Below are 12231 nucleotides of genomic sequence, written 5' to 3'. Positions count from 1 at the left end.
TCGAAGGCTTGTCGGGTGATTTCACGCCCCCGTGATGTCCGGTTCACCCATTCACAGGTGGGCGCGGTGTGGCACCGGGGCGGAGCACAGCGGAGGGGTGTCGGGTCCGCGCCGGGGGATACGGTGACGGGAGACCACCACGGGCCGCCCGGCCCGGGAACCAGAGGAGGCAGACCATGGCGGAGCCGATCCACATCGGCGCGGCGGCGGACGTCCCGGAGGGCGAGGCGATCGTCGTCCCGGCGGCGACGGCGGGGACGAGGGACGACGTCGCGGTGTTCCACACGGACGCGGGCGAGTTCCACGCGATCGACGACACGTGCACCCACGAGGACGCCTCGCTGGCCGAGGGCTGGCTCGAGGACGACCGCGTGGAGTGCCCCCTGCACGCCGCGCAGTTCTGCCTGCGCACCGGCGAGGCGCTCTGCCTGCCCGCCACCAAGGGCGTCGGCGTGCACCGCGTCGAGGAGCGCGAGGGCCAGCTCTACCTCGTCCCCGGCGCATGAGCCACGACGTCGACGCCCCGGCGGGCGTGCCCGGCTCGGTCGTGGTGGTGGGCGGCGGCGTCGCGGGCTTCGCCGTGGTCCGCGAGCTGCGGCGCCGCGGTTTCGCGGGCGGGATCGCCCTCGTGGACCCGCAGGGCGTGCCCTATGACCGGCCGCCCCTGAGCAAGGAGTTCCTGACCGGCGACGCGGACGCGCACCGCCTGCTGCTCGCCCCGCCGGCATGGTTCGCCGAGCACGGGGTGGAGCTGGTGGAGGACGAGGCGGTCCGGGTGGTGCCGGGCGGCGTCCACCCCGACGGCGGCCCCGCGCCCCACCGGGTGGAGACGGCCTCCGGGCGGGTCCTGGACGCGGACGCGGTCGTGCTCGCCACGGGCGGGCGACCCCGGGCCCTCGACGTCGCCGGCGCCGACCACCCGGACCTGATCACCCTGCGCACCCGCGCCGACGCCGAGACCCTGCGCGACCGCCTGACGTTCGGGACCGAGGTGGCGGTCGTGGGCGGCGGTTTCACGGGGGCGGAGGTCGCGGCCGCGGCGCGCCGCTCGCTCGCCGCGGTGACGCTCGTGACCGGGACGGACGCCCCGGCTCGCGCGGCGGTCGGGCCAGCGCTGGCCGCCCGCCTGCACCGGATGCACGCCGAGCACGGGGTCGCGGTCGAGGTCGGGCGGGCGGCCTGGATCGAGCACCGGGACGCCGACGGTGGCGCCGCGCTGCCGGCCGCCCACCGGCTCCACCTCCACGACGGGCGGACCGTGGACGCCGACGTCGTGGTGCTGGCCGGCGGCACCGTGCCGGACACCGCCCTCGCCGAGGACGCCGGTCTGGAGGTGGCCGACGGCGTGCTCACGGACGCGATGGGCCGCACGACCGTGCCCGGGATCCTGGCCGTGGGCGATGCCGCGCGGGCCCGGGGGTCCGCGTGGGCGCCGTCGCGGCACTGGGAGCCGGCGCTGCGTTCCGGTGCGGCCGCCGCGGCGGCGATCCTGGGGGAGCAGGCGGACGCCCCGGGCGCCCCGTGGTTCTGGTCCGACCGGTACGACGCCCACGTGGAGGCCGTGGGGGACATGACGGTGCCGGCCGGCGGGCGGATCGTGGACCGCGAGGTGCGCGGCGTCGTGGTGGCGAGCTTCGCCCTGGCCGCGGACGGGACCCTGCGCGGGGCCGCGTCGATCGACGACCCCATGACCGTCAAGGCCGCCCGGCGCATCATCGACCGGGGGATCGTGGTGGACGCCGCCGCGCTCGCGGACCCGGCCGTGCCGGTCAAGTCGCTGGCGCGGGGGTGAGAGCGCCCGTTTCGTCAACGAAAGTGCCCTGGAGGGCGTCCGTTTCGTCAACGAAAGCGGTCAGGTGCCGCAGTAGGTGACGAACGGGGCCCCGTCCGCCGGACCCGGCTCCGCGTACCGCTCGAACCCGGGGCGCGGAGTGAAGGGATCCGTCACGGCCTCGAGCAGCCGGTGGACGGCGGTGAGGTCCCCGTCCTCCGCGGCCGTCAGGGCCTCGTCGAGCAGGTGGTTCCGCGGGATGTAGACGGGGTTCACCGCGCGCATGCGGGCCGGATCGGGACCCATCGCCCGCCAGTCCGAGAGCCAGGCGGCGAGCCCCGCGGGGTCCGGGGCGCCGGGGACGAGCCGTGCCGCCTCGGTGCGGGCCGCGTCGTCGTCCACGGGCGGCGCCGTGTGCTCGGCCAGCCGCACCCAGAACGAGGTCCAGTCGGCCCGCGCCGCGGCCAGCCACGGGAACAGGCGGTCGGTGAGCGCGGCGACGTCGTCCTCCGCCACCGACGCCGGGAGGCCGAGCTTGTCCCGCAGTCCGCCCCGCCACGCCGCGAGATGGGCGCCGTGGAACCTGCCCAGCGCCTCCTGGGCGAGTGCGACGGCGCGGTCGGGGTCGTCGTCGAGCACGGGCACGAGGGCCTCGCCGAGCCGGGCGAGGTTCCACGCGGCGATGGGCCCCTGGTTGCCGTACGCGTACCGGCCCTGGGTGTCGATCGAGGAGAAGCTCGCGGCCGGGTCGAAGGCGTCGATGAACGCGCAGGGGCCGTAGTCGATGGTCTCGCCGGACAGGGTCATGTTGTCCGTGTTCATCACACCGTGCACGAAGCCGACGAGCATCCAGCGGGAGATGAGCTCGGCCTGCGCGGCGATCACCGCCTCGTAGAGCGCGAGCGCGGGGTGCTCGGCGTCGGTGGCGTGCGGGTGGTGGCGGGCGATGGCCTCGTCGACGATCCGGCGCAGCACCTCCGTGGGGTGCGCCTGCTCGGGGAGGGCCGCGGCGTACTGGGCCGTGCCGACGCGCAGGTGCGACGCGGCCGTCCGGGCCAGCACCGCACCCGGCAGCACGGTCTCGCGGCGGACCGGGTGGCCCGTGCCGACGACGGCCAGCGCCCGCGTGGTCGGCACGCCGAGGGCGTGCATCGCCTCGGAGACCACGTACTCGCGGAGCATGGGGCCGAGCACGGCCTGCCCGTCGGCGTTGCCGCGCGCGAAGGGCGTGCGACCGGAGCCCTTGAGATGCAGGTCGTGGAGCCGACCGTCCGGAGCCGTGAGCTCGCCGAGGAGGAGGGCGCGCCCGTCGCCCAGGCGGGGGGAGTAGTGGCCGAACTGGTGGCCCGCGTACGCCTGCGCGACCGGCCGCGCGTCCGGGCCGGGCTGCTCGCCGGTGAGGAAGGAGACGCCGTCGTCGGTGGCGAGCCACTCGGCGTCGAGGCCGAGCTCCGCCGCGAGGCCGGCATTGAGCAGGACGAGCTGCGGGCCGTCCGTGGCCTGGGCCTGCCAGGGCAGGGCGAGCTCGGGGAAGGTGTCGGCGAAATGCGAGCTCAGGGCGGGAACGGACGTGGTCATGGGGCCACGCTACGTGGGGGAGGACGGGTGTTCACGGACCGGCTCCCACCGGGCCCGTCCTTTCGAGGCGGGAAATCGACCCCATGGGCGTGGACCAGAGCCCTATGACCTGGATTTCGCGCCTCGAAACGGGGGGCCGTGGCGGACTGCGGTGACCGTGGATCTCACCGGGTCACCCACCGAACGCGGCCGCCCGGCGCCGCACCCGGGCGACGACGTCCGCGTAGTCGTCCCGGGCGTCGGCCCACATGACCTTGATCGAGAGCCAGTCGCGGTCGGCGCACCAGCGGTCGCGCAGCACGTCCCGGGCCTGCTGCTCGGCGGTGCGGTGGTGCTCGCCCTCGTATTGCAACGCGAGGCGCCACGGCCGATACCCGAGGTCGACCGTCGGAGCGCGGCGGTCTGACGGGTCCAGCCGGCACTGCACCTCGGGCTCCGGCAGCCCGGCATCGACGAGCGCCAGCCGCAGACGTGTCTCGCGCGGCGAATCCGCCCCCACGCGCATCCTCGCCAGCGCCGCCCGGGCCAGTCCTCGCCCCTGGAAACGTCCCCGTTCGGCCAGCGATCGGACGAGCTCCTCCGGGGTGTAGGCGGGAGCCCCGCGTCCGCCGCCGGGCAGCCACGGCGGGCAGAGCAGCGCGTCACCGGCGGCGACGACGTCCCGCTCGGTGAGCGCCGACCGTGCCGCGCACAGGTCCCACAGCGTGCGGGCCGGCGTCGTCACGAGCACGCCGCCCCGCGTCATCCGCTGTCCCTCCGGCACCTCGATGCGGTGCGGCACCAGACCCGCCTGGACCGGCCGGCCGCCCGAGGTGCCGACGCTGACGTGCACCGCACCGGGGGCCAGCAGCCGTGCGGGCACGGTCAGGCCGTGCAGGCGGGCGGCGGTCTCATGGCTGACGACGACGCCGGGGTGGCGCCGCTGGTACGCGCGGACCTCGTCCATCGTCCACTCACGGACGGAGACCGCCGCAGGGCCGGCCGGCCCGTAGATGCCGTGGCGCAGCCGCCGCAGGTCTGAGGACTGCAGACGGGACCACGTCACACCCGCCCGGCGCGCGTCATCGACCGTGAAGGCGGTGGGGTCGATCGACGGCGGCAGCGGGGCGGGACGACGGGGCATGCGGCGAGCGTGCTCCGTCGGTCGGCATCCCGAGACAGACGAGCGGGGGCCTGGGGACGCGCGAGGGGGCCCGGCGCGGTTGTGCAGGAGGCGGTGACGTCCCCCGGGGCGCCGGCCCCGAGCCATTCGAGGCGGGAAATCCACGTCATGGGCCAGGATCGGACGTCCATGGGGTGGATTTCGCGCCCCGAAGTGAGGGGATGACCAGGTCAGTACGACGCGCGGGGCGCGCCCTCCCCGCCGGCCGCGACGTCGCTCGGCGCCGGGCACCAGCGGTCGGCGAGGGCCTCGGCGGCGCGGGCCAGCAGGGCGACGTCGGCGCCCACGTTGACGTAGTCCGCACCGGCGGCGGCGTAGGCGTCGGCCTGCGCGGGCACGAACGCGTTGACGCCCACGATCTTCCCGGCGGCCTTGACCTTCGCGATGACCTCCTCCACCGCCGCCACCACCTCCGGATGTGACTGCTGGCCGAGCAGGCCCAGGGACGCGGAGAGGTCCGAGGGACCGATGAAGACGCCGTCGATCCCGTCCACCGCCGCGATCTCGTCCGCGTTCCGCACGCCGGCGGCCGTCTCGATCTGCACGATCACGGAGACGTGGTCCGCCGCGCCGGGCAGGTAGCCGGGGATCCGGTTCCAGCGGCCGGAGCGTGCCAGGGCGGAGCCCACGCCGCGCACCCCGCCCTCGGCGGAGCCGTCCGGGTAGCGGGCGGCGGCCACGGCGCGGCGGGCCATCGCGGCGTCGTCGACCATGGGCACCAGCAGCGTCTGGGCGCCCAGGTCCAGGAACTGCTTGATGGCCACGGTGTCCAGCGCCGGCACGCGCACCAGGGTGGGCACGCGGTAGCCGGCGATCGTGCGCAGCTGGGCAAGGACGTCCTGCAGGGTCAGCGGGGCGTGCTCGGCGTCGATGAGCAGGTAGTCGAGGCCCGCGCCGGCGCAGATCTCCGCCGTCGTCGGGTCCCCGGAGGAGAGGAACATGCCGGCGGCGGGGCGGCCCCCACGGGCGGCGACGGCCTCGGGCGTGAAGAGGTCGCGGAACAGCGGCTGCGGGTTGTGGCGGACGGGCATGGGACGTTCCTCCGGGGTTCTCCGCGCCCTCCACCCGACGCGGGTTGAGTTGTCGCGGGTGGAGCGGGGTCGTACTGGTGATAGGTCAACCCGCGTTGCGGGCGGGCGGGGCGACGACGACGGGCGGGTCAGGCGAAGCGGCAGGTGATGGTGCCGAGCGGGCCGTAGTCGGCGTAGACGGTGTCGCCCTCGTACACCCACATCGGGCGGGTGAAGGAGCCGGCGAGCACGATCTCACCGGCTTCGAGCGCGTCTCCGTGCTCGGCGATGCGGTTGGCCAGCCAGTGCACGCCGTTGGCCGGGTGGTTCAGCACGCCCGCGGCCACGCCGGTCTCGATGATCTCCTCGTTGCGGGAGAGGATGCCGGAGACCCACCGCAGGTCGACGTCGTGCACGCCCACGGGGCGGCCGCCGATCACCAGGGAGCCCAGGGCGGCGTTGTCCGAGATGGTGTCCGTGATGGTGCGGCCGGCCATCTCGATGCGCGAGTCCAGCACCTCCAGCGCGGGCACCACGTACTCGGTGGCGCGCAGCACGTCCATCAGGTTCAGGCCGGGCCCGCGCAGCTCGTCCCGCAGCACGAACGCCAGCTCCATCTCGATGCGCGGATGGGTGTACTTCTTCCACTCGTACACGTGGCCGGACTCGAACACCTGGTCGTCGAAGATCACGCCGTAGTCCGGTTCGTCGATCCCGGTCGCGTCCTGCATGGCCTTGGAGGTCAGGCCGATCTTGTGGCCCACCTTGCGGCGGCCCGCCTCGACCTGACGCTCGGCCCAGATGCGCTGGATGGCGTACGAGTCCTCGATCTCCATCTCCGGGTAGCGCGCGGTCAGCCGCGGCACGGGCACGCGGTCGATGCCCGCGCGGTGCAGCTCGTCGGCGATCTTGAGGTGGGTCTCGTGGTCCAGCACAGCGGTCTCCTTCACGACGACGGGCAGGGGCCTGGCCTTGATCGTATACGATTACGCGGCTCTGCCCCCGGCCCCGTCGCCATCCTGTCACCGCCCCGGATCAGTCCGGGGCGCGCGTCCCGATGCCCAGCCCGGGCTTGCGGCGGTGCACCGTGAGCCAGGCCAGCCCCCCGACGCCCGTCTGCGAGGCGGGACACCCCTGCTCCCCACGCTTTGAGGCGGGAAATCGAGCTCAAACTGGCCCTCCCGGCTCGAATGAGGTGGATTTTCCGCCTCGAACGGCGTGGGGCGGGGAGACGCGGAGGATGGTAGGGAGGGCGGACGCCGACGGCGGGCACCTGCGTTGGGTGCCCGCCGTCGTCGTGGTGTCCCGAAGCGGTGCCGGCCGTGCCGGTCAGAGCTGGTTGCCGAGCTTGTACTCGCCCTGCTTCCACTCCGGCATGGACTCCTCGCCCTGCCCCTCGCGGGTGTAGGAGAAGCCGTCGGCGCCGATGGTCACGGCCATCTCCGAGTCGTCGGTGCGGGAGACCAGCGGCTGCAGGTTGCCGTCGAGGTCCAGCACGCGGGAGGCATCGGTGTACCAGGACGGCACGATCGGGGTGCCCCACCAGTCGCGGCGCTGGTTGTCGTGCACGTCCCAGGTGACCACGGGGTTGTCCGGGTCACCGGTGTAGTAGTCCTGGGTGTAGACCTCCACGCGGTGGCCGTCCGGGTCGCGCAGGTAGAGGTAGAACGCGTTGGAGACGCCGTGGCGGCCCGGGCCGCGCTCGATGTGGTCGGACATGCGCAGGGCGCCGAGCTTGTCGCAGATCGCCAGGATGTTGTGCTTCTCGTGCGTGGCGAAGCACACGTGGTGCATCCGGGGGCCGTCGCCGCCGGTCATGGCGGTGTCGTGCACGGTGGGCTTGCGGCGCATCCACGCGGCGTAGACGGTGCCGTTCTCGTCCTGGATGTCCTCGGTGACGCGGAAGCCCAGGTCCTGCATGTAGCGGGCGGCGCGCGGCACATCCGGGGTCACCTGGTTGAAGTGGTCCAGGCGGACCAGGGCGCCCGGGGTGTAGAGGTCGTAGCGCCAGGCCAGGCGCTCCACGTGCTCGACGTCGTGGAAGAACTCGTAGGGGAAGCCCAGCGGGTCCTCGACGCGCACGGAGTCGCCGACGCCCTTGACGAAGCCGTCCTTCCGGCGCTCCACGCGGCAGCCCAGCTCCTCGTAGAAGGCGACCGCCTTGTCCAGGTCCTCGGGGGTGCGCACGCGGTAGGAGAACGCGGCCACGGCGGCGGTCTCGCCCTGGCGCAGCACCAGGTTGTGGTGGATGAACTCCTCCATGGAGCGCAGGTAGACGGTCTCCTCGTCCTCCTCGGTGACCACCAGGCCGAGCACGTCCACGTAGAACTCGCGGGAGGCGGCGAGGTCCGTGACCACGAGCTCCATCGAGGCGCAGCGCAGGATGTCCGGCGCCTCGGACGTCGGGGTGGGGAGGGGGTTCTCCGGGTCGATGGGGACTTCCTTGGTGACGAAGAAGCCGGAGGAGGTCTTCTGGCGGCTCTCGAGGTTGGTCATCGGTGCTCCTTGGTGAGGGGGCGGTGCGCTGTGGCCTGGGACACGGTCACGGGCTCGATCGTATACGATCCGGGCGACCGGCGGGAAGGCGGTCGAGGAACGCGGGTTGAGTTGTCGCGGGTCCGGGGCGCCCGCACCCGCGACAACTCAACCCGCGTCGGTGGGCCGGGGGAGAGACCCGGCCCGGCCCCAGCACGACGACGGCGCCCGCACCGTCGCGGGGACGGTGCGGGCGCCGTCATGGTCGCCGGTCAGCGCGGGGTCAACCGTCGATCTTCGCCGCGGCCTGCTCCTGCTTGCCGAACACCGGGTTGTGGACCTCGCCGAGGTTGATGTGCACGGCCTGCTGATCGGTGTAGAAGTCGATCGAGCGGTAGCCGCCCTCGTGGCCCAGGCCGGAGGCCTTCACCCCGCCGAACGGGGTGCGCAGGTCCCGCACGTTGTTGGAGTTCAGCCACACCATGCCGGCCTCCACGTTCTGCGCGACGTTGTGGGCGCGCTTGAGGTCGTTGGTCCAGATGTAGGCGGCCAGGCCGTACTTGGTGTTGTTGGCCAGCTGCAGGGCCTCCTCCTCCGTGTCGAACGGGGTGATGGCCACCACCGGGCCGAAGATCTCCTCCTGGAAGATCCGGGCGTCCGGGGCCACGTCCGCGAACACGGTGGGCTGCACGAAGTTGCCCTCGGGGAAGCCCTCCGGGCGACCGCCGCCGGCCACCAGGCGGGCCTCGGTCTTGCCGATCTCCACGTAGGACATGACCTTCTCGAAGTGCTCCGGGTGCACGATCGCACCGACCTCGGTGGTCTCGTCGTCCGGCAGGCCGACCTTCACACGGGAGGCCTGGGCGGCGTAGCGCTCCACGAACTCGTCGTAGACGGAACGCTGGACCAGGATGCGGGAGCCGGCGGTGCAGCGCTCGCCGTTCAGGGAGAACACGCCGAAGATGGTCGCGTCGATCGCCGCGTCCAGGTCCGCGTCCTCGAACACCACGGCCGGGGACTTGCCGCCGAGCTCCATGGACAGGCCCTTCAGGTGCGGGGCGGCGTTGGCGAAGATGATCTGGCCGGTGCGGGACTCGCCGGTGAAGGAGATCAGCGGCACGTCCGGGTGCTTCACGAGCGGGTCGCCCGCGTAGCCCTCCTCGCCGAAGCCGTGCACCATGTTGAACACGCCCTTCGGCAGGCCGGCCTCCTCGAAGATCCCGCCCCACAGGGAGGCCGAGAGCGGGGTGAACTCGGCGGGCTTGAGCACCACCGAGTTGCCGGTGGCGATGGCCGGGGCCAGCTTCCAGGACTCCAGCATGAACGGGGTGTTCCACGGGGTGATCAGGCCGGCGACGCCGATCGGCTTGCGGTTCACGTAGTTGATCTGGCGGCCCGGCACCTTGAAGGTGTCGTCGTGCTGGGCCACGATCAGGTCCGCGAAGAAGCGGAAGTTCTCGGCGGCGCGGGCGGCCTGGCCCCTCGCCTGCTTGATCGGCAGGCCGGTGTCGAAGCACTCCATCTCGGCCAGCTGGTTGCCGCGGGTCTCCATGATGTCGGCGATCGCGTGCAGCACGCGGGAGCGCTGGCGCGGCAGGGCCTGGGACCATTCGCCGGACTCGAAGGCCCGCTTCGCGGCGGCGACGGCGCGGTCGATGTCCGCGGCCTTGCCGGAGGCGGCCGTCAGGTACGGCTCGTTGGTCACCGGGTCGAGCACCTCGAAGGTGTCGCCGTCGATCGAGTCGACGAACTCGCCGTCGATGTAGTGGCGCAGGACGTCGGGCAGGCCCTCGGGCTTGCGGGCCTCGATGCTGGTCTTCTCCGTCATGGTGTCTCTTTCGCTGAGTGCTTCGGGGGCGGATGGTCGGGGTCTGGAGCCGACGGCGCCGGTCCGGCCGGCGGTCACGCGGACGGCTCGGCGCTGTGCTCCAGGTAGGCGTGCAGGGTGTTCAGGCGGTGGGCGCGGGCGGCGGCCTCGATCTCCTCGAAGCGCGCCCCGTCCTCGATCAGGCGCAGCAGGTGTTCGTGCTCGTCCACGGAGGCCACCGCCCGGCCGGGCACGTACGCGAACGTGGAGGAGCGCAGCGCGGCCAGGCGGTTCCAGCCGCGGTGCACCAGGTCGTGCACGTGCTCGTTCTGGTGATGCTCGAACAGGATCGAGTGGAAGCGGCGGTTGAGCTCGGTGAACGCCACCGGGTCCCAGGCCGTCTCCGACTCCGTCATCGCGCGCATGGTCGCGTTCACCTCGCGGGCCGCCGCGAGGTCCTCGGCGGTCACGTGCGGGGCGCACTGGGCGGTGGAGAACCCCTCCACCAGCGCCAGCGTCTCCATGGTGTGGCGGTACTCGACCGGATCGATGCCGACCACGGTCGCGCCCACGTTGCGCTCGTAGGCCACCAGCTTCTCGGACTGCAGGCGGCGGATCGCCTCCCGCACGGGCACCACGGACATGCCCAGCTCCGCGGCGATCTGGGACAGCACCAGCCGGTCGCCCGGCTCGTGGCGCTGGTCCCGGATCCCCTCGAGGATCGCCTGGTAGGCGCGGTCCGCCTTGGAGACGGGGGCGCCTGCGAGGCCGACCGTTCCGATGTCCGTGCGGCGCATGCTCAGGCGTCGCCCTCCGGGGCCGGGGCGTCCGGCAGGGTCTTGCGGTACTCGGCGAACTTGGCCTTCCACTCGGCGTTCGGGGGGAACATCCCGTCCACCGGGTAGCCGGCCTTGACCTGCTCGTACGCCCAGGCGTCCTGGAGCTCCTGCTCGTAGGCGTCGTCCACAACCTCCTGGAGCAGGGACGGCGGGATGACCACCACACCGTCGTCGTCGCCGACGATGATGTCGCCGGGCTGCACGGTGGTGCCGCCGCAGGCGATGGTGCCGCCGACCTCCCACGGGATGTGACGGCGGCCCAGCACCGCCGGGTGCGTGGCGCCGGCGTACACCTGGAGGCCGACCTCGGCGACGGCGGCGGAGTCGCGGATGCCGCCGTCCGTGATCACGGCGTTCGCGCCGTTCACCTGGGCGCGCAGGGCCAGGACGTCCCCGAGGGTGCCGGTGCCGTGCTCGCCACGGGCCTCCATGACCACCACGTCGTCCGGCTGCACCGAATCGATGGCCCGCTTCTGGGCGTTGAAGCCGCCGCCGAACTCCTTGGCCAGGTCCTCGCGCTTGGGGATGTAGCGCAGGGTCTTCGCGTAGCCGAGGACGCGCCGGCCCCGGTGGATCGGGCGCGGGCCGTCGATGGTCGCGTTCTGGACGCCGCGCTTCTGCAGCTGGGCGGTGAGGGTGGCCACCGCGATGGCGTCGATCTTGGCGCGCAGCTCCGGGGTCAGCAGGGAGCGGTCCGGCTGCGGGGCGCTCGCGACCCAGTGGCCGTTCTCGTCCACCGCGGACGACGACGGCGCCGCGGCCTGCGGGGCCAGACCGGCGGCCTCGCGGGAGCCCCAGGCCTCCTCGCGCTGCACGTCGTCCACCTGCGGCTGCGCGCCGAACGGGGCCAGGGAGTGCTCCGAGTCGACGACCGTCGTCACCAAGCGGCCGGTGGTCGGTGCGCCGGGGGCGCTGGGGGCGTCCACCTCCACCTCGACGACGTCGCCCGGCTGGGCCACGGAGGAGCCGGCGGGGGTGCCGGTGAGGATGACGTCGCCCTCCTCGAGCGTCATGAGCTGCGAGAGGTCGGCCACGAGCTGGCCGAACGGGAAGACGAGGCCCTCGGTGGTGTCGTCCTGGACGATCTCGCCGTTGACCCAGGTGCGCACGCGCAGGGCGGCCGGGTCCAGGCCCGCGGCGGAGATCACCGCGGGGCCGAGCGGGGTGTAGCCGTCGCCGGACTTGTTCTTGACGTTGGAGCCCTTGTCCGCGTGGCGGAGGTCGTAGAGGCCCCAGTCGTTGGCGGCGGTGATGCCGGAGACGTGCGACCAGCCCTCCTTCGGGCTGACGCGCCGGGCGGTGCGGCCGATGATCAGCGCGATCTCGCCCTCGTAGGCGAGCAGCTCGGTGCCGGCGGGGCGCTCGATGGTGTCGCCGGTGCGGGCGAGGGAGGTGCCGGCCTTGAGGAAGTAGCCGGGGGCCTGCGGGGACCGGCCGCGCTGGGCGATGCGGGAGGGGTAGTTCAGGTGGACGGCGAGCACCTTGCCCGGCCGGTTCTCCCGGACGGTGAAGTCGTGCTCGGTGACGGTGGGCGTGGGATCCGGTGTGCTCTGCGTCATGGTCGAGATCGTATACGATCTCGCGGGCCC

General features: G+C 73.2%; 10 protein-coding genes. 2 read left to right on the top strand and 8 right to left on the bottom strand.

Annotated elements, in window-relative coordinates; all coding sequences use genetic code 11:
- The first annotated feature begins 176 nt into the window (after positions 1-176).
- Positions 177-506 carry a bifunctional 3-phenylpropionate/cinnamic acid dioxygenase ferredoxin subunit gene (locus tag CITRIK5_RS08510; RefSeq protein WP_002857882.1) on the top strand — a complete coding sequence of 110 codons (330 nt, stop codon included), beginning with the start codon at positions 177-179 and terminating at the stop codon, positions 504-506.
- Positions 503-1792, top strand: a complete 1290-nt coding sequence (locus CITRIK5_RS08505) for an NAD(P)/FAD-dependent oxidoreductase (protein WP_129867094.1) — start codon at positions 503-505, stop codon at positions 1790-1792. The genes CITRIK5_RS08510 and CITRIK5_RS08505 overlap by 4 nt, the downstream gene beginning before the upstream one ends.
- A gap of 60 nt (positions 1793-1852) precedes the next feature.
- Here CITRIK5_RS08505 and CITRIK5_RS08500 read toward each other — a convergent pair whose 3' ends face one another.
- The 8 genes from CITRIK5_RS08500 to CITRIK5_RS08465 all read right to left on the bottom strand — a co-directional run bounded on the left by CITRIK5_RS08500 (position 1853) and on the right by CITRIK5_RS08465 (position 12201).
- Positions 1853-3349 carry a YdiU family protein gene (locus CITRIK5_RS08500; RefSeq protein WP_129867095.1) on the bottom strand — a complete coding sequence of 499 codons (1497 nt, stop codon included), beginning with the start codon at positions 3347-3349 and terminating at the stop codon, positions 1853-1855.
- A gap of 172 nt (positions 3350-3521) precedes the next feature.
- Positions 3522-4472, bottom strand: a complete 951-nt coding sequence (locus CITRIK5_RS08495; RefSeq protein WP_144825171.1) for a hypothetical protein — start codon at positions 4470-4472, stop codon at positions 3522-3524.
- A gap of 209 nt (positions 4473-4681) precedes the next feature.
- Complete coding sequence (locus CITRIK5_RS08490; RefSeq protein WP_144825172.1) at positions 4682-5542, bottom strand: HpcH/HpaI aldolase/citrate lyase family protein; 861 nt, start codon at positions 5540-5542, stop codon at positions 4682-4684.
- Between the two features lie 128 nt (positions 5543-5670).
- Positions 5671-6456 (bottom strand): 2-keto-4-pentenoate hydratase, encoded by a 786-nt coding sequence (locus CITRIK5_RS08485; protein ID WP_119217764.1) that lies wholly within the window; start codon positions 6454-6456, stop codon positions 5671-5673.
- 394 nt (positions 6457-6850) lie between these two features.
- Positions 6851-8017, bottom strand: coding sequence for a 3,4-dihydroxyphenylacetate 2,3-dioxygenase (gene hpaD / locus CITRIK5_RS08480; RefSeq protein WP_113914330.1), 1167 nt, complete (start codon positions 8015-8017; stop codon positions 6851-6853).
- 262 nt (positions 8018-8279) lie between these two features.
- The gene (gene hpaE / locus CITRIK5_RS08475; RefSeq protein ID WP_044658784.1) at positions 8280-9824 is read right to left on the bottom strand and encodes a 5-carboxymethyl-2-hydroxymuconate semialdehyde dehydrogenase; all 1545 of its coding nucleotides are present in this window, start codon (positions 9822-9824) and stop codon (positions 8280-8282) included.
- 74 nt (positions 9825-9898) lie between these two features.
- Positions 9899-10600 carry a GntR family transcriptional regulator gene (locus CITRIK5_RS08470; protein ID WP_041102616.1) on the bottom strand — a complete coding sequence of 234 codons (702 nt, stop codon included), beginning with the start codon at positions 10598-10600 and terminating at the stop codon, positions 9899-9901.
- A 2-nt stretch (positions 10601-10602) separates the two neighbouring features.
- Entirely contained in the window at positions 10603-12201 is a 1599-nt protein-coding gene (locus tag CITRIK5_RS08465; protein ID WP_049146557.1) for a fumarylacetoacetate hydrolase family protein, read from the bottom strand.
- Positions 12202-12231: the final 30 nt, after the last annotated feature.

Origin of the sequence: Micrococcus sp. 116 (assembly GCF_902506395.1) — a bacterium.
In the GTDB taxonomy this organism is placed as follows: Bacteria; Actinomycetota; Actinomycetes; order Actinomycetales; family Micrococcaceae; genus Micrococcus; species Micrococcus luteus.
Note: the sequence above shows the minus strand (reverse complement) of the source record. Positions and strands in the feature narration are given on the sequence as shown.

What these genes read in the sequence shown, in the direction of transcription:
- CITRIK5_RS08510 (WP_002857882.1), top strand. Translation starts at nt 177, where the DNA reads ATGGCGGAGCCGATCCACATCGGCGCGGCGGCGGACGTCCCGGAGGGC.
- CITRIK5_RS08505 (WP_129867094.1), top strand. Translation starts at nt 503, where the DNA reads ATGAGCCACGACGTCGACGCCCCGGCGGGCGTGCCCGGCTCGGTCGTG.
- CITRIK5_RS08500 (WP_129867095.1), bottom strand. Translation starts at nt 3,349, where the DNA reads ATGACCACGTCCGTTCCCGCCCTGAGCTCGCATTTCGCCGACACCTTC.
- CITRIK5_RS08495 (WP_144825171.1), bottom strand. Translation starts at nt 4,472, where the DNA reads ATGCCCCGTCGTCCCGCCCCGCTGCCGCCGTCGATCGACCCCACCGCC.
- CITRIK5_RS08490 (WP_144825172.1), bottom strand. Translation starts at nt 5,542, where the DNA reads ATGCCCGTCCGCCACAACCCGCAGCCGCTGTTCCGCGACCTCTTCACG.
- hpaD (WP_113914330.1), bottom strand. Translation starts at nt 8,017, where the DNA reads ATGACCAACCTCGAGAGCCGCCAGAAGACCTCCTCCGGCTTCTTCGTC.
- hpaE (WP_044658784.1), bottom strand. Translation starts at nt 9,824, where the DNA reads ATGACGGAGAAGACCAGCATCGAGGCCCGCAAGCCCGAGGGCCTGCCC.
- CITRIK5_RS08470 (WP_041102616.1), bottom strand. Translation starts at nt 10,600, where the DNA reads ATGCGCCGCACGGACATCGGAACGGTCGGCCTCGCAGGCGCCCCCGTC.
- CITRIK5_RS08465 (WP_049146557.1), bottom strand. Translation starts at nt 12,201, where the DNA reads ATGACGCAGAGCACACCGGATCCCACGCCCACCGTCACCGAGCACGAC.